The organism is Streptomyces sp. NPDC059816 (genome assembly GCF_042732055.1).
GTDB lineage: Bacteria > Actinomycetota > Actinomycetes > Streptomycetales > Streptomycetaceae > Streptomyces.
The window spans coordinates 37,846-54,377 of record NZ_JBHWIQ010000025.1 but is presented as its reverse complement, the minus strand read 5'-3'; the positions used below and the strand labels follow the sequence as shown (position 1 = coordinate 54,377).

Genomic DNA, 16,532 nt, shown 5'->3' with positions numbered 1-16,532 from the left:
AACAGTGGGGACCGACGTGATCCGGTCCTCGGCCCAGGGGACGAGCAGGGGGAAACATGCAGGTCGGAGCGGTATCTTGAGGATTCTGCACACCTCTGACTGGCATTTGGGTCGGACGTTCCACCGGGTGGACCTGCTGGAGGCCCAAGCCGCGTTCATCGCCCACCTGGTCGACACGGTCCGCGAGCACGGGGTGGAAGCCGTCGTGGTCTCCGGCGACGTGTACGACCGGGCCGTGCCCCCGCTGGCCGCCGTGGAGCTCTACGACGAGGCCCTGCACCGGCTCGCCGAACAGGGCGTACCCACGGTGATGATCTCCGGCAACCACGACTCCGCCCGTCGGCTCGGCGTCGGCGCAGGGCTCCTCAGCCGGGCGGGCGTCCACCTGCGGACCGATCCCGCCGCGGTGGGAACCCCGGTGCTGCTGCCCGACACCCACGGCGACGTCGCCTTCTACGGGCTGCCCTACCTGGAGCCCGGCCTCGTACGGGACGAGTTCGGCGTCGAGCGGGCCCGCCACGACCACGTGCTCGGCGCCGCGATGGACCGGGTGCGCGCCGACCTCGCGCAGCGCCCCGCCGGCACCCGCTCGGTGGTCCTCGCCCATGCCTTCGTCACCGGCGGGCACGTCAGCGACAGCGAACGCGACATCACCGTGGGCGGGGTGGCCTCCGTCCCCCGGGAGGTCTTCGACGGGGTCGACTACGTGGCCCTCGGCCACCTCCACGGCTGCCAGACCCTCAGCGAACGGGTGCGGTACTCCGGCTCCCCCCTCGCCTACTCCTTCTCCGAGGTCGACCACCGCAAGACCCTGTGGCTCGTCGACCTCGACGCGGCCGGCGCGGTGCGCGCCGAACGCATCGACTGCCCGGTACCGCGCCCCCTCGCCCGGCTCCGCGGGTCCCTGGCCGACCTCCTGGAGGACCCCCGGTTCGCCCCCCACGAGAACGCCTGGGTCGAAGCCACCCTCACCGACGCGGTCCGTCCCGACGACCCCATGGCCCGCCTGCTCACCCGCTTCCCGCACACCCTGAGCCTGGTCTTCGCTCCGGACCGCGCGGACGAGGACGGGGGGACCTCCTACGGGCAACGCCTGTCGGGGCGCACCGACCAGGAGATCGCCGAGGACTTCGTCGCCCACGTCCGCGGCGCCGGCCCCGACGCACCCGAGCGGGCCGTGCTGCGGGACGCCTTCGACGCCGTCCGGACCGCCGACACCGTGCGCGAGGTCGCCCGATGAGACTCCACCACCTGCGCATCCAGGCGTTCGGACCCTTCGGCGCCGCCCACCGGGTCGACTTCGACGACCTCGCACGCGCCGGACTGTTCCTGCTCCACGGCCCCACGGGCGCGGGCAAGACCTCCGTCCTCGACGCGGTCTGCTACGCGCTGTACGGATCGGTTCCCGGGGCCCGGCAGCAGGGCCAGGGCACGCACCTGCGCAGCGACCACGCCGACCCGACCACGGTCACCGAGGTGAGCCTGGACCTCACGGTCGCCGGACGCCGCATCGAAGTGACCCGCAGGCCCCCCTGGTCCCGCCCCAAGAAGCGCGGCCGGGGCACCACCACCGAGAAGGCGTACAGCGCCCTGCGCGAGTACCGCTCGGGTGCCTGGAAGGACCTCAGCCGCTCCCACCAGGAGATCGGCGAGGAGGTCGGTCAACTCCTCGGCATGACCAAGGAACAGTTCTGCCAGGTGGTGCTGTTGCCCCAGGGCGACTTCGCCCGCTTCCTGCGCGCCGACGCCGAGGCCCGGGGCAAGCTGCTCGGCCGGCTCTTCGACACCGGCCGTTTCGCCGGCGTGGAACAGCGACTGGCCGAGCACCGCCGGGCGGGGGAGACCGCGGTACGCGAAGCGGACACCGCACTCCTCGCCCTGGCCAACCAGATGGTCCCCGCGGCGGGTGCCCTGCGCGAGGGGGCGACGGACCTCCCGCTGCCCGACACCACGCCCGGCGAGCCCGGCCTCAGCACGGACGTCCTCGGCTGGGCCGCCGTGGCCCGGACCGCGGCCCGCGAACGCCTCGCCCATGCCGAGATCGCCCTCGCCGCCGCCGAGTCCGACGCCGCAACCGCTCGGCGGACCCTGGCCCGGGCGGCCGAACGCCACCGACTCCAAACCCGGTTCGCCCAGGCCCGACAGCGGGCGGCGGCACTGGCCGAACGGGCCGCGGAGCACCGCACGGACCTGCTGCGCCGGGAACGGGCCGGCAAGGCCGAGACGGTGGCCCCCGCGCGGGAACTGCGGACCGCCGTCGAGGCCCGCCACCGCTCGGCCACCCGTACCGAAGCCGAGGCGCGCGCGGCGCTCGACGCGCTGCCCCCCGACGCGGAACCCGTAGCGGAAGCAGGCGCGGACCTCGACGCGGAATCCGGCGGGGACGAGCCGCTTCGCCACGCCCTCTCCGACCTCGACGTCAGCGGGCTGCGCTCGGCCGCCCGTCGGGCCACCGAAGAACTGGGCGGCCTGGAATCCGCGCGCCGCTCCGAGCACCGCCTCACCGAGCTCACCGCCGAACTCACCGCGTCCCGCGGCGAGGAGCGCGTCGACCGCGAGATCGTCCTGGAGGCCACGGGCTGGCTCGACGACTGGGACGCCACCCGTGCGGCACTGCGGCGGGACATCGACACCGCCCGGGAAGCGGTGGCCAGGGCGGAGGCCCTGGCGGGACAGCGGGAACCCGCGCGCCTGCGCCTGGAAACCGCCCGGCTGCGCGACCGGCTCGCCGACCGGGCCGTCGAGGCCGAACAGCGCCGCCGCGAGGCCCACGACCGTGCGGGCGAGGCCCGCCAACAGTGGCTGGACCTGAAGGAACAGCGGCTGAACGGCATCGCCGCCGAGCTCGCCGCGACGCTCCTCGACGGGCAGCCCTGCGGTGTGTGCGGCGCCACCGAGCACCCCCACCCGGCCCGCAGGACGCCCGGCCACGTCGACCGCGCTGCCGAGGACGCCGCCCACGACGCCTACCAGCGGGCCGAAGCGGACCGTACCGCCGCCGTCGAGCAGAGCGCCCGGGTCCGTGAGGAACTCGCCGGCGCGACGGCCGGCGCCGGGGACGAACCCGTCGAACGGCTCGCCGCCGCCGTCACGGCGCTCAGCCAGGAGCACGCCGCCGCCCACCGGGTCGCCGCCGGGCTGCACGCCGCGCAAGAAGCCCTGGACCGGGCCGAGGGCGAGCACGCCCGCAGGCTCGCCGCCCAGCAGCAGGCCGCCCGGCGCACCGCCTCCCGCGCCTCCCGACGGGAGGCACTGGAGCGCGAAGCGGCCACCCTGGCACAGGAGTTGGACCGGTCCCGCGGCAGCGCCGTCAGCGTGGCCGCCCGCGCCGCCGACCTCGAACGCCGCGTGGAGTCGCTGCACACCGCCGTCGATGCCGTGCGCGCGGGGGCCGAGGCCGCCGGGCAACTCAAGGAGGCCGATGCGCGGGTGGCCGACGCCGTCTTCCGCGCCGGCTTCGCCACCGACGAGGAGGCCGACCGCGCCCGGCTCGACCCCGCGGCGCACCGGGAACTCCAGCAGCGGATCGACACCTGGCAGCGGGCGGACGCCGAGGTCCGCGCCGCCCTCACCGAAGCGGACACGGTCGCGGCGGGAGCCTCGCCCCCCGTGGACCTGCCGGGCGCCGAGCGGACCGCGCACCGTGCCGAACAGCGGCTCCGGGACGCCATGACCGCGGTCGCCGCCGCCGGCCGCGACCGCGACCAGTTGGACCGGCTCTCCGCACGGGCCACGGCCGCCGCCCGTGCCCTGGCCCCGCTGCGCGAGGAGCACGAGCGGGTCGCCCGGCTCGCCGGTCTCACGGCCGGTACCTCCGCGGCGAACGAACGCCGGATGCGTTTGGAGTCCTACGTACTGGCGGCCCGACTGGAACAGGTGGCTGCCGCGGCGACGGCCCGACTGGCCCGGATGTCACAGGGCCGCTACACCCTCGTGCACTCCGACGACCGTTCGGGGCGGGGGCGTTCGGGCCTCGGTCTCCATGTGGTGGACGCCTGGACGGGCCGGGAACGGGACACCGCGACCCTCTCCGGAGGAGAGACGTTCTTCGCCTCGCTGGCCCTCGCGCTGGGCCTCGCCGACGTGGTCTCCGACGAGGCCGGGGGCGTACGGCTCGACACCCTCTTCATCGACGAGGGGTTCGGCAGCCTGGACGACCAGACCCTGGACGAGGTCCTGGACGTGCTCGACTCGCTGCGCGAACGGGACCGGTCGGTGGGGATCGTGAGCCATGTGCCCGATCTGCGTCGCCGGGTGCACGCCCAACTGGAGGTCGTGAAGGGGCGCGGGGGGTCCTCGGTGCGCCAGCGGAACGGGGGCCGCTGAGTCGGGCGGCCTCCTCGGTCAGCGGGCGAGCGCCCGCCGTGCCAGGGGCGACGAGTACACCACGCTCGTCGTCACGGAACCCAGTGTGCCGATCCGGCCCGACACCTGCTCCAGGTGGCTCATGGACCGCGCGGCGACCTTGATCATGAAGCAGTCGTCGCCCGTGATGTGGTGCGCCTCCAGGATCTCGGGCGTCGCGGCGACCAGGTCGTGGAACGGCTTGTAGTTGCCGGTCGGGTAGCGCAGCCGGACGAACGCGAGGATCGGCAGGCCCAGCCGCTGCGGATCGAGCACCGCCGCGTAGCCCTGGATGACGCCCGCCTCCTCCAGCCGCCGCACGCGCTCCGTCACCGCGCTCGGTGACATCGACACGGCACGGGCGAGGTCCGCGTAGCTGGCCCGGCCCTCGCGCTGGAGGACATCGAGGATGCGCCAGTCGGTGGCATCGGGGAAATGGTCGGTCATCACCGAGGAATACCAGGGGAAACCACGGCGGGACAAGCCCGGTCCCGTGGATCGGCCGTTCTCCCGCGGCCGGGGGATCCGTAGATTTTTCGGTGCCGGCAGACCACCGACCCGCCTTCCGGGGACGGAGCCGGGAGCACCGACCCACGGAGGAACCCACGATGACCACCAGCACCCCCCGCACCCGCACCGCACCGCACCCCGTGCTGCGGGTTCCACCGGCGTCCCCCGAGCGGGCCGCCGCCCACTTCGCGGCGAGCCTCGCCTTCCACACGGACGCCTCGGACGTGGCCGCCGCGCTCGCCGACGACGGGGACCCCGGGTTCGTCGTCGTGGACTGCCGCTCCACCGAGTCCTGGGACCAGGGGCACCTGCCCTCGGCCGTGCACCTGCCCACCGCGTTGATCCCCGAACAGGCCGACCGGCTCCTCGACCGGTCCGTGCCGGTCGTCACCTACTGCTGGGGGCCGGGCTGCAACGGCGCCGCGCGGGCCGCCCTCGCCCTCGCCGAACGGGGCTACCGGGTCAAGGAGATGCTCGGCGGGTTCGAGTACTGGGCACGGGAGGGCTTCCCCTACGAGACCTTCGAGGGTCCGGCACGCCGGGAGCCCGACCCGCTGACCGTGCCGCTCGCCGCGCAGCACTGCGGCTGCTGAGCAGGTGGGCACCGGGGGACGGCCCACGACCGGGCGCGGCCCTGCCGAGGCCCTGGATTGGGCGGGGTGACCGAGCACTCCTTCCTCGCCGCGGTCCGGGAGTCCTACGACACCGTCGCCGCCGACTACGCGCAGCACGTCTGCTGCGCCTGCTCCTACTGAGGGCGCAGGAACGGTTCATCCGCCGCAGGGACGTTCCCCCGGGGCCGGGCGGCACGCAACAGCACCTCCAAGGCGGCGTCCGGATCGGCCGCGTAGTGGCCGCTGGCCCAGGCCGCGTTGGCCTCGATCACCGCCCAGCCGCCGTCCACCAGCGGCCCCACGTCCACCACGATCGCCGACGGCAGCCGGGGCCCGGCCGCCACCACCCGGGCGGCGAACTCCCGCACCTGAGCACCGCAGGGGTCCGCATCGAGCGGGAGGAGGTCCCGACCGCCCCGCACCCCGTAGCGACTGCCGGTGTGCACCTCGCCGTCCAACAGGAACAGGCGGTACTCGGCGGTGAACGCCACGACATCGCTGACCAGCACCGGGGTGGTGTCGTCCAGGGCGTCGGGACCCGGCAGTCGACTGCCGTCCGGGTAGATCCTGGCCGGGAAGCCCTTGTCGTTGGGGGGCTTCACGAACGCGGGCCGCCGCAACGCCCGCGCCGCGGCGAGCGGAACGCACTCGACGTTCCGGCCCGTCAGCTCCCGGGGAAGCCCCGCCAGCCAGTCCACCGGGGCCTCCAACAGGCCGAGCCCCAACTCCACCGCCACCGCATCGGCGAACCCCGGACCCGCGAACAGCGCGGGCCCGGGCGCACCGCGCACCGCGTCCGGCACCCACCGCCCCGGCAGCACCTCGCAGCCGAGCCCGCGCCGAGCGGCGGCAGCCGCCAGGGCGCGGCCGGCCGCCGTCGGTCGGGGCGGCAGGAACAGGGTGCGCGGTGGGGACGTCGTCGAGGTCACGAGGGGCAGGGTCCCGTACCCCGACTCCCCGGGGACAGCGGATTTCCCCGCACCCCTCGTGACGGGCGGTCGCGGAATCCGGTGGTGCGAGGCGACCACGGCGTCGAGAATCGGCGGATGCGCGAAGTGGAGCTGTCCGACGGGATCGTCACCCTGACGCCGCTGCGAGCGGCCGACGCGCAGGCGCACCTCGCGGGCGAGGACGAGTTGCTGGTTCGTTGGCTCAACGGAGGTCCGGGCACGCGCGAGGGCGTCGAAGCGTACGTCCGGCACTGTCGGGAAGAGTGGAACACGGCCGGTCCGCTCCGCGCTTTCGGCATCCGGACGGGCGCCGACGAGGCGCTCGCCGGGACGATCGACCTGCGGTTCGCGGGAGAGGACCTGGCGCCCGGTCAGGTGAACGTCGCCTACGGTCTCCATCCCTCGTGGCGGGGGCGCGGCCTGGCCACCCGCGCGGTCCGCCTGGCGTCCCGATACGCAGCCACCGAGGGCGGGCAGGAAGCGGTGATCCAGGTCGATCCGGCGAACCCCGCATCCGCGGCGGTCGCGCGGCGGGCGGGGTTCACCCCCGGCACACGGCCGCACGGCGACGACGCCACCCGGTTCGACCGGTACGTCCGGGACCTGCGCGACCCACCCCCGTGAGGACCGGCAGTCACCGGACGACCCCGTCGACCGGGGCCCGGCACAGCGCAGCGACCAGCGTCTCGACGGCCCCGCCGGCGGCCCCGTCCCGGGGCAACCCGCTGACCTGCCCGTCCCCGACCTCCACCACCCGCCACTCCCCGTCCGTCCGCAGTGCCAGGTCCGTCGTCACGAACCGGCAGTCCAACGCGGCGACGGCCGCCCGGACCCCCGCCAGCTCCGGAGCCGGGCACCCGCCCGGGGTGTCGGGGTGCGCGGTCACCAGCACCGGCTCACCGTCCACCCACCACACCCGGGCCTCGCCGCCCGCGACGAACGGTTCGAACTCCCGGAGCACCAGCCCGCCGGCCAGCGACTCGTCCTGGAGGGCGAAGAAACGGTGCACCACTGCGGTCAGCCGCTCCGCGTCCCCGAGGTCGGGCACGTAACACGCCTCGTCCCACTCGTGCTTGCGGGACTTCACGTAGTCCTTCACCACCGCCGCGCCCGGTCGCAGCGACGCCGCCAGTTCGCCGAGCACTGCCCGGTCGGGCGGGGCGGACGGCACGGCGGCCCGCCAGGCGCTGCGCGGGGTCAACTCGGTGAACGTGGCGTACCATCCGGGCAGTTCATGCGCCCGGGCGTACCGCTCCGGCCCGGTCAGCAGTACGCACCCCCGCTCCTGCGCGGCCCGTGCCAACTGCCCGTAGCGCCCGACGGGCACCATCCACCCCCGGTACCAGTAGGCGCCCGACCCGGTGGGGACGGCGGCCACCGCCTCGTGGGCCGCGCCGGCGGTGAGTGCGTCGTGGTCGATCAACGCCAGCGGCGCGCCGGCCGCGCGCACGGCCGCCGCCTGCGGCCGGAACTCCGGATCGACGCGGGTCGGGCGCAGCGGGTCGCACGGGAACAGGAATCCGGGACGCACGGGCGTTCCTCCGAAGCGGGGGCGGACGAGCGGGGGCGGACGGCGGGCGTCGGCGGGCGCCCGTACCCGGGCACGCGGTCTCCCCGGGGAACGCCGCACGCCCGGGTACGGGGCACCCGCCCGCCCCGCTACAGCCGGGACAACTCGTCCACCAGGTCGTCCAGACCCAGGGAACCCTGGGAGAGGGCCGCCATGTGCCACGCCTTGGCGTCGAACGCGTCCCCGTGGCGCTCCTTGGCGCGCTCCCGACCGAGCAACCACGCGCGCTCGCCGAGCTTGTAGCCGATGGCCTGACCGGGGATCGACAGGTACCGGGTCAGCTCGCTGGCCACGTAGTCGGCCGGGCGGCTGCTGTGCGCACCGGTGAACTCCTCGGCCAGTGCCGTGGTCCACCGCTCGCCCGGGTGGAAGGGAGAATCGGCCGGGATCTCCAGCTCCAGGTGCATGCCGATGTCCACGATGACCCGCACCGCCCGCATCATCTGGGCGTCCAGGTAACCGAGTCGGGTCTCTGCGTCGGTGAAGAAGCCCAACTCGTCCATCAGCCGCTCCGCGTACAGGGCCCAGCCCTCGCAGTTGGCGCTCACCCCGCCGACGCCCGCCTGGTAGCGCGACAGGTCGTCCTGGACGTGGGCCCACTGCGCGAGCTGGAGGTGATGGCCAGGCACGCCCTCGTGGTACCAGGTGGACACCAGGTCGTAGACCGGGAAGCGGTCGAGTCCCATGGTCGGCAGCCAGGTGCGGCCCGGGCGCGAGAAGTCCTCGGAGGGCGCCGTGTAGTACGGCGCGGCGGCCCCTCCGGGCGGCGCGATCCTGGACTCCACGACCCGTACGCGGTCCGCGAGTTCGAAGTGCGTGCCGTCCAAAGCGTCGATCGCCCGGTCCATCAGGTCCTGGAGCCACAGCCGGACCTCCTCGACGCCCTCGATGTGCCGTCCGTGCTCGTCGAGGTGGGCCAGCGCGACCCACGGGGTGGCGGCGCCCGGCAGCACCTTCTCGGCCTCCGCCCGCATCTCCGCCAGCAGCCGGTGGTACTCGGACCAGCCGTACGCGTACGCCTCGCCCAGATCGAGGTCCGTACCGTTGAAGTAGCGGGACCACCGCGCGTACCGTTCGCGGCCCACCGGGTCCGGTGCTCCCTCGATCGCCGGGGCGTACTCGGCGGCCATCCAGTCGCGCAGCTGGGCGAACGCCGTCCGGGCGATCCGGGCGGCCTCGGTCAGCTCCGTGCGCAACGACTGCGGGCCGGGGGCCACGAACTGCTCGAACCAGGAGTCGCCCGCGGCATCGGGCTCGGTCCACTCTGTGAGCTGGCCGATGAAGGTGGCGGTGGGCCGCGGGCCGGCGAACAGCTTGCGCTCCAGGCCCAGGGCCAGCGACTCGCGGTACCCGGCCAGCGAGGCCGGCACCGCACGCAGCCGGGCGGCGAGCACGGCCCAGTCCTCGTCCGTGTCGGTCGGGGTGAGGGAGAACGCCTCGCGCACGTCGTGCGGGGGCGAGAACATGTTGCCGACCGCCCTCAGGTGCTCGTCCGCGTCGTGGACGGCCAGTTCCGCGGTGAGCCGTTCGCGCAGCAGCCGGCCACAGCGGCGTTCCCGGTCGGCGCCGGCGCCCGGTAGCGCCTCGGCCGCGTCCAGCCGGGTCAGTGTCCGGCGCGCCAGGTCCGCCCGGGCGGCCTGGCCGGCGGGGGAGTAGTCGGGAAGGGCACGGTGGCTCGCCCGCACCCCCAGGTAGGTGCCGGTCACCGGATCGAGGGCGACGAGGTCGTCGACATAGGCGTCGGCGACCTCGCGGGGAAGCGGGCTCTTCGTCTCTGACATGCGAACATCCTCGTACGTGGACCCGTACGTCGTCACGGGGGCCTCGGTGTGCGTGGCGGAGGCGACCGGGTGGTCGATCGGTCGGAACCGTCGCCCGCGATGCCCCGTGATCGGATCTCCGTTCGATTCCTCCGCAGGCTCGCCGCGCCGACCGGAGTGGCCCGGAATGCACCCAGTGCCACCGGAGCGCCCGTCAGACGTGTAACTTCGGCCCCGGGCGCAGCGATCCGGAACCGTACGGGCGCCCGGGGACGTACCTGGGGGCGGGACGGTGTCGACGAAACCGACCGGACTCACCTTGTGGCAGCTCGTCGTCGTGACCGTTCTGGGCGCCCTGCTGGTGGGACTGACACTGCTGTTCGGACTCAATCGGCTGATGGGGGGACTGCTGCTGGACGAGGACGACTGCCTCGGGACCAAGGCCAGGGCGGACGAGATCTCCTCGGTGTCCCTCCTCGGGTCGCCGCCCGAGGGAGCGCGGATCGCGACGGGCTGGCAGACCCTGGAGGTGGGCTGCATGGACGGCCGCGACGACGAACTGCTGTCGGCCACCCGCAGCTACGAGTTCGACGGCGACCACGAGGTGGTTCGGGACCACTACCGTGCGTTGGCGGAGGGCGACGGCTGGACCAGGGTGACCACCGCACGGGCAGTGGGCGACCCCCAGGTGCGGCGCACCGACGTCTGCTTCGAGAAGGAGTTGGCCGGCGGCCGGGTACTGCTGCGGGTCTCCTTCGATCCCGGAGTGTTCTGGGTGGGCACCGAGACCGCGCTCGACGACGACGAGCACGTCCACTGCTGAGCGCCCCCGGCCCGCCGGGCGGTGGCAGCGGCCGTCACGGGGCGGGCGTCGCGGTACCGCGGTCGGTGACGCCGGCCGCCGACGGCGAACGGCTGCCGGCCGCGGCCCCGTCCAGCCGGGCCGTGATGACCAGCACCCCTTCGTCGAGCTGGTAGTCGAGCGGCAGCCCCAGCCCGCGCATCACCGCCACCATCGCGGTGTTGGACGCCTGTGTCACCGCGTAGACGCTCGCGCAGCCCGCCTCCTCGGCCGTGGTCACCAGGCGCCCCAGGAGCTCGCTGCCGATGCCCCGTCGCTGCCACGCGTCCTCGACCAGGAGGGCCACCTCCGTCTCGTCGCCGTCCCACAACAGGTGTCCGAGCGCCACGATCCGGCCGGATGCGGTCCGCGCGGCCAGGGTGCGGCCGAAGCCCGGGGCCAGCAGCCGGCGCAGGTACGGGTCCGCGTCCTTGACGGAGCCGTGGTACCGCATCCGCAGGGTGTGGGACGAACACCGCTCGTGCAGGGCCTTCGCCGCCGTGAGGTCCGCCGGCGAGGCCCGCCGCACGGTCACCTCCCCACCGCGCGCCAGGGCCACCCGGTCCTGCTGCCGCGGCACCCGGGGGCCCAGCCGGGTGTCCAACTCCACCAGCGCCCGGGCGCGGGCGAACTCCGTCGGGGTGAAGGGGAGGTGGGGTCGTTCCACGGTGAGGTGGCCGCCGTCCGGGGCCCGCAGCCGCATCACCGTGTCCCCCGGCAGGACGCCCTCCGCCGACGCGTCGGTGTGGTGGGCTCCGGCAGGGTCCGCCGCCGGGTCGGTGGTGCGGGGAGCAGGGTGGGAACGGACCGTGCAGCGGCCCAGGAGCTGGCGGAGCGCCAACGGGAGTTCCGCCGGGTCCAGCGCGGTGCGGGTGGCGAGGCCCAGTGCCCGGGTCGACGCGTCGACCAGGTCGTGCGGGTCGGCCCGTTCGATCCGGGTGCCGGTGCCCCCGGCCCGGGCGGCGGCCCGCATGACCTCGCCCGCGGGGAGCCCCGCCGGCGCCCGCACCAGGAGTTCGTCCACCGTGCCCTCGGCCAGTGGGTGGGTCTGGAGGCTGAGGATGTCCACCTCGTTTTCGGCCAGGGCCGCGCACAGCGCCGCGAGCGAGCCCGGGGTGTCGCGGACCGTCGTGCGCAGCCGCCACAGCTCCGCCGCTCCCGCCGCCCCCGGCCCTCCCGGAGAAGGGACCGTGGACGGGACCCGGTCCGCAAGGGCGTGTGGCGCCGTCCGGCCGGGCCCCGCCGGGTGGTCGTGGCGGCGCGAGCGGTGGGCCCACCAGGTGTGGAACCCCGCCGTGGCCAGGAGCACCACCGCCGAGACCAGCAGCAGCGCGGGTCCGCTCGGCCCGTGGCCGATCAGATTGGCCACGGCGTCCGCCACGGCGACCGCCGTGAACAGGGCGGCCAGCTCCACCACGTCCCGGCGCCAGTGGTGGGCGCGCCGTTCGCGGTCGGCGGGGCGGGGGACGGGGAGGTCTCGGCTCATGCCGTCACTGTGGCGGGACCGTGTTGCGTGATCACGAACCGTTTGTGACCGATGGGTAAAACACCCCGCGCGCCGGGCCGCCCCGTGCCCGGGTCACCCGGTGGACTCCTCCCCGAGCGCCGCGTGCAGTCGTCGGGCCTGGGTGAGCAGCCGGGCGCTGCCGCTGCGGGCCGCCAGCTCCGCTAGGTGCGCCACCGTTCCCCGTTCCCCGGTGCGCTCCGCGCACTCCGCGGCCACGGCCAACAGGTCCGCCACTCCGCGCAGGGCCTTGCCGTCGTGCGCGGGGCCCGCCAGCAGCGCGGGCAGCGCCTTCCGCAGTACCGCCCCCACCGTGCGGTACGCGCCCGTCGCCGCTGCCGTGCGCACGCTGTCCACGGCACGCGACGGCTTGACCGTGCCGCGGAGCATCAGGGTGCTCAGCAGGCCCCCCAGCAGCGGGACGTCGAGCTGCCCCCGCGCGGCCAGCACCAGCAGCGCGTCCACCGCCGCGACCCGCTCCTCGCTGTTGCGCGCACCGATGCCGTACGCCACGGACAGGTGGACCGCGGGCCCGGCCGGACCGGGCGCCTCGGCGAGGCTCGGCAGATAGGCCACGTCGCCGCTGGCGTTGTACCGGGCGGTCTGCGACAGCAGGCCGACCAGCCGGGCCGCCACCAACTCCCGCCGGCCCGGCACGGTCAGCAGCTCGTGGCCCTCGTGTTCGACGGTCCAGTGGTAGCAGGACCGGCTCGCGTGGGTGTCCGCCTGCAACGGGACGCCCATGGCGTGGAAGACGGCCGGAAGCTCCTCGAAGAGGGTGTGCACCTGGCCCACCTCGACCAACAGGGCTTGGCTCTCCTGGTCCGTCACGACCTGGATCGACGGCGCCGGGGGCTCGCCGTCGGTCAGCCAGCGGGCGAGACGGTCGCCCTCCGGCGTTCCGAGCCCGGTAGCGGCGGTCACGGCGGCGGCGACCTCCGGGGAGAGGCCCGTGGTCGTCCCCATGTCCGCCCGCTCGTCCCGGCGCACCCGCAGCAGCGCCTGTGCGAAGTCCACCTCGCCGGGGCTCACCCCCAGCCGCCGGTACGCGTCCAGCCGGGCCACGAGTTCCGCCGGATCCACCTGCCCCGAGGTCCAGGTCGGGGTGGCCAGGAGGAACGGCGGCCGGTCGGCGCTCACCCGGTACGCCGCCTCCCATAGACGGGCCTGACGGGGTTGTTCCAGCACCGCGTGCACGCAGCTGTCCAGGCCCTGCGCGCTTCTGCGCGCCGCCGTGTGCAACGTAGAGGTCCGCACGACCTCGAACAGGCTCGCGAGGACCACCTCGATCCCGTACGTGTCCACGCCGAAGTTGATGTTGGGCCGCCCGTGCTCGGAGGCCCCGGGGTACCACCAGCGCCGTACGACGACCGGGCGCACCGCCTCGACCAGGGCCTCCCGGTCCGTGTGCGCGTACCGCACCAGAGCGTCGAGGACGCGTTCGAAGCTCACCGCGTCGCTGCGGCCACTGCTCGTCAGTAGGGCGCCCACCTCCTCCGCCAGCTCCGCCACCGACCCGATCGGCGGGACCGGCCGGGCGGGCTCGGGCACCGGCGGCAGGAACTCCTCGTACGGTTCCGTGTCCGTGGCCTCCAGGGCCCGGGGCGCGCCGCCCAGGGCGCGGGCGGCGCGCGGGCGCAGCGGAGCGCTCAGCTGCTCGGCCGCCGCCAGGACCTCCTCCCGGACGGGGTCGGGCACCTTGGCGGCGTACTTCTCCACCAGCTTGAGGGCGCGTTCCTGGAGGTCGGTGTCCTGGTGCCCGAAGGCGTCGGCGACCGCGGGCAGCAGCTCCGGCAGCAGCTCCGGCGAGGCGTTGAACACCTTCTGGAGCAGGATGAGCTGGGACCGTACGAGCTTCTTCTCCGGACGGAACAGGGCGCCCCGCGACACCTCCGCCAGCTGTCGGGCCGTCAACTCCCCGTCCAGCGCCATCGAGCCGAGGACCGCCTGCGCGTGTGCGGCCACCGTGGGCCCGGCGTCCGCCACCAGCGCCGTCCAGTCCGCGGTGCGCTGCCGCTCCTCGTCCCGCGTGGGCGCCAACTTCCCCAACAGGGTGAGGAAGGCCCGCTGGTCGGCGGTCCTGCCGCCGCGCAGCAGCCGGGCCACACAGGCGTCCAGCATCGCCGTGCGCTCCAGGGCGCCTTCGGCCGTCAGCCGGGTCAGCGTCGGTATCCAGCCCTCGGTGCCGTCCCTGCCGTAGCTCCACTCCAACTGCGTGCCGATGTCGTCCAGCTCGAACAGGGCGGTGACCATGGTCACCAGATGCGGATCGGACCGCAGGCGGTCCAGCAGACGGGGACCGGCGGCCAACCAATGCCGTCTGACGTCGTCCATCCACCCGCGCACATAGCTCTCGGTCGTGGGCACCGCACAGTCGGCGAGCCGGACCAGCCCGGACATCAACTCGTACGCCACCCCCGCGGACGGCGGGCGCTCCGCGAGCCGCCGGGCCACTTCGCCCTGCCACTCGGGACCGCGGTCGGCGAACACCTCCAGCAGCAGCTTGGGCGGGGCCGGTGACCAACGCATGTCCGCGCCGGTCAGCCAGGTCGCCGTGGCCACCGCGCCGGTGTGGCAGGCGGCGCCCGCCGCATGCAGGGCCGGGTAGGTCCGCCGGGACCGGCGGGACCACGAGTCCGTCCGCAGTTCCTTGCGCAGCGCCTTCAACCCGGACAGCGCCGCACGGCGCTCGCCCGTCGTCATCGCCCGGGCCAGCGTGACCACCGCGGACACGTTTCCGTCCCGCACGGCCGCCAGCACTTCGTCCGTGGCCTGCTGAGGCGTCCGGGCCGCCGGGTCGTGGGATGTCGTCGTCCGCGCCGTCTGCGTGGTCATCGCGTCTGCTGCCTTCGTCGTGTGGTGTCGGGGGTTCGCCGGGTCGGTCGCCGCTGCCTGGCCGGTCGTCATCGGATGCTCGTGTCCGTCTCCACGGCGGGTGCCGGGGCCGTCCGCCCGGCGCCGACGGGGGTCGTGACCTCCCGGCGGGCCATCCGTACCGCCAGGGCGTGCTTGCACGGGCCCCGCCCGCCCCGGTACGCGGCCCACCACTGGCAGGTGCAGCTCAGCCGGCCGCCGTCCGCACGCACCCGGTGCACATGGCCGTCCTCGGCGGTGACCGTGCCCAGGGCGCCCTCCAGCGTCACGGCCCCGGCCTGCACCAGGGCGTGCGCGGACCGCAGCCGCGGGTTGTGCCGCTCGGCGCGGGCCGCGTCGTAGGGCAGCTCGCGGTGGAAGTAGGCGGCCTCCGCGGTGTCGTACCCCACCCGGCCCGAGGTGCCGAGCCGCACCAGGGCCGCCCGCACCCGCTCCGGGGTGAGCCCGGAGGACGCCGCGAGATCGGCGATCTCGATCCGGGGCTCCCAGGCCAGCAGCACCCCGATCAGCTCCGCGTCCTCACCGGCCTCGTCCGTCGCCAGCGCCTCCAACACCCCGCCCTCGCCGGAGAACCCGCGCGAGGCCTCGGGCGACAGGGTGAGCGTCAGCCGCATGCCGGGCAGGACGACCTCCCAGGCGGCCGAGACAGCCGCCTCCCCGACCGCCGCCGGGCCGTAGATCCGCAGGGCCGTGGCGTGCCGCAGCACCCGCTGGAGGGCGGCCAGCCGATCGGGACCCGGCAGGCACACCGCGCCCGGCACCGGCCGGGTGGTCTGTCGCAGGCTCCGTCCGGCGGGCACCACCCACAGCGCCGGACGCGACCGCCCACTGCCCTTCGGCAGCGACCGGAGGAAGCGCACGGCCTCGCCGGCGGGCAGTTCGGCCCGCAGTTCGAAACCGGCCGCTATCACCTGTGCCTCGGCGAACCCCCGCAGCCAGCGGTCCGGCAGCGGCACCTTCTTCTCCACGACGGGCCCGTCCAGGGTGGTGACCGCCATGTCGTCCGGGCCGACCCGCAGGTGCAGGGGATCGTCCGAGCCGATCCGGGACAGCGCCTCGCGCAGGGGGTTGTTCACGTCCACGTTCGTCGTGCCGTGCCCGATCTCGCCGCCGTCCAGCCCCGGCGCCAGGACGTCGAGGCGCGCGTACACCCCGCCGCACCCCGAGAACGACTCGAACCGGATGCGGTCGCCGTTGCCCGTGACCACCGGGTCGAGCGAGGACCGCAACTGCGGCTGGTAGTACCGGGCCGCCGCCACGTCGGCCACCGCGAGCAGGGCGGCCGAAGCGATCTGGGGCGAGGTGAGGAAGCCGGTGAAGAACCGGGGGTGGGCCTCCCGGCCGGTCGGCGTCGCACCCTGGGAGGTCTCCAGGCCGAGGCGCCGACCACCGGGCACCGACTCCAGCGAGGAAGGGCGTGCGTAGGCCAGGGCGTGCAGTGAACGGGTCATGGGGAAAACGGTAGATGTCCCCACTGACAATCGGCCTGACCTGCACGGACGTTGGACTCCGAGCCGATTGCGGACGCACTCGACGCACCCCCCGCAATCCGGCCACCCCGGCGG

12 protein-coding genes are annotated in these 16,532 nt (G+C 74.7%); 5 read left to right on the top strand and 7 right to left on the bottom strand.

Features of this window, described 5'->3' with window-relative positions; all coding sequences use genetic code 11:
- Positions 1-76 precede the first annotated feature (76 nt).
- Positions 77-1,240, top strand: a complete 1,164-nt coding sequence (locus tag ACFV88_RS28000) for an exonuclease SbcCD subunit D (protein WP_385494704.1) — start codon at positions 77-79, stop codon at positions 1,238-1,240.
- Positions 1,237-4,326 carry an AAA family ATPase gene (locus tag ACFV88_RS27995; RefSeq protein WP_385494703.1) on the top strand — a complete coding sequence of 1,030 codons (3,090 nt, stop codon included), beginning with the start codon at positions 1,237-1,239 and terminating at the stop codon, positions 4,324-4,326. Before ACFV88_RS28000 ends, ACFV88_RS27995 begins: the two co-directional genes overlap by 4 nt.
- 18 nt (positions 4,327-4,344) lie before the next feature.
- Here ACFV88_RS27995 and ACFV88_RS27990 read toward each other — a convergent pair whose 3' ends face one another.
- On the bottom strand, positions 4,345-4,791 hold the full coding sequence (locus ACFV88_RS27990; protein WP_385494702.1) for an Lrp/AsnC family transcriptional regulator: 447 nt from the start codon (positions 4,789-4,791) through the stop codon (positions 4,345-4,347).
- Between the two features lie 161 nt (positions 4,792-4,952).
- On the opposite strand from ACFV88_RS27990, the gene ACFV88_RS27985 reads away from it, so the two are divergent.
- Positions 4,953-5,447 carry a rhodanese-like domain-containing protein gene (locus ACFV88_RS27985; RefSeq protein ID WP_385494701.1) on the top strand — a complete coding sequence of 165 codons (495 nt, stop codon included), beginning with the start codon at positions 4,953-4,955 and terminating at the stop codon, positions 5,445-5,447.
- Positions 5,448-5,602: 155 nt separating this feature from the next.
- Here ACFV88_RS27985 and ACFV88_RS27980 read toward each other — a convergent pair whose 3' ends face one another.
- Positions 5,603-6,397: an ATP-grasp domain-containing protein gene (locus ACFV88_RS27980; RefSeq protein WP_385494700.1), complete on the bottom strand. Its 795-nt coding sequence runs from the start codon at positions 6,395-6,397 to the stop codon at positions 5,603-5,605.
- Between the two features lie 117 nt (positions 6,398-6,514).
- Between ACFV88_RS27980 and ACFV88_RS27975 the strand changes: the two genes are divergently transcribed.
- Positions 6,515-7,042 (top strand): GNAT family N-acetyltransferase, encoded by a 528-nt coding sequence (locus tag ACFV88_RS27975; RefSeq protein WP_385494699.1) that lies wholly within the window; start codon positions 6,515-6,517, stop codon positions 7,040-7,042.
- 10 nt (positions 7,043-7,052) lie between these two features.
- Here the strand turns inward: ACFV88_RS27975 and ACFV88_RS27970 are convergent, their stop codons facing one another.
- Both ACFV88_RS27970 and ACFV88_RS27965 read right to left on the bottom strand, forming a co-directional pair.
- Entirely contained in the window at positions 7,053-7,949 is an 897-nt protein-coding gene (locus ACFV88_RS27970) for an ATP-grasp domain-containing protein (protein WP_385494698.1), read from the bottom strand.
- A gap of 128 nt (positions 7,950-8,077) precedes the next feature.
- A complete protein-coding gene (locus tag ACFV88_RS27965; RefSeq protein ID WP_385494697.1) occupies positions 8,078-9,769 on the bottom strand; it encodes a DUF885 domain-containing protein in 1,692 nt (563 codons plus the stop codon).
- A gap of 271 nt (positions 9,770-10,040) precedes the next feature.
- Here ACFV88_RS27965 and ACFV88_RS27960 point away from each other — a divergent pair, with 271 nt between their 5' ends.
- Positions 10,041-10,571, top strand: coding sequence for a hypothetical protein (locus tag ACFV88_RS27960; protein ID WP_385494696.1), 531 nt, complete (start codon positions 10,041-10,043; stop codon positions 10,569-10,571).
- 34 nt (positions 10,572-10,605) lie between these two features.
- Here the strand turns inward: ACFV88_RS27960 and ACFV88_RS27955 are convergent, their stop codons facing one another.
- From ACFV88_RS27955 to ACFV88_RS27945, 3 genes are all read right to left on the bottom strand, one after another.
- Positions 10,606-12,075 carry a GNAT family N-acetyltransferase gene (locus tag ACFV88_RS27955; RefSeq protein ID WP_385494695.1) on the bottom strand — a complete coding sequence of 490 codons (1,470 nt, stop codon included), beginning with the start codon at positions 12,073-12,075 and terminating at the stop codon, positions 10,606-10,608.
- Between the two features lie 93 nt (positions 12,076-12,168).
- Positions 12,169-14,928, bottom strand: a complete 2,760-nt coding sequence (locus ACFV88_RS27950; protein ID WP_385494694.1) for a DUF6493 family protein — start codon at positions 14,926-14,928, stop codon at positions 12,169-12,171.
- A 68-nt stretch (positions 14,929-14,996) separates the two neighbouring features.
- Entirely contained in the window at positions 14,997-16,418 is a 1,422-nt protein-coding gene (locus tag ACFV88_RS27945; protein ID WP_385494693.1) for an SWIM zinc finger family protein, read from the bottom strand.
- Between the last annotated feature and the right edge of the window lie 114 nt (positions 16,419-16,532).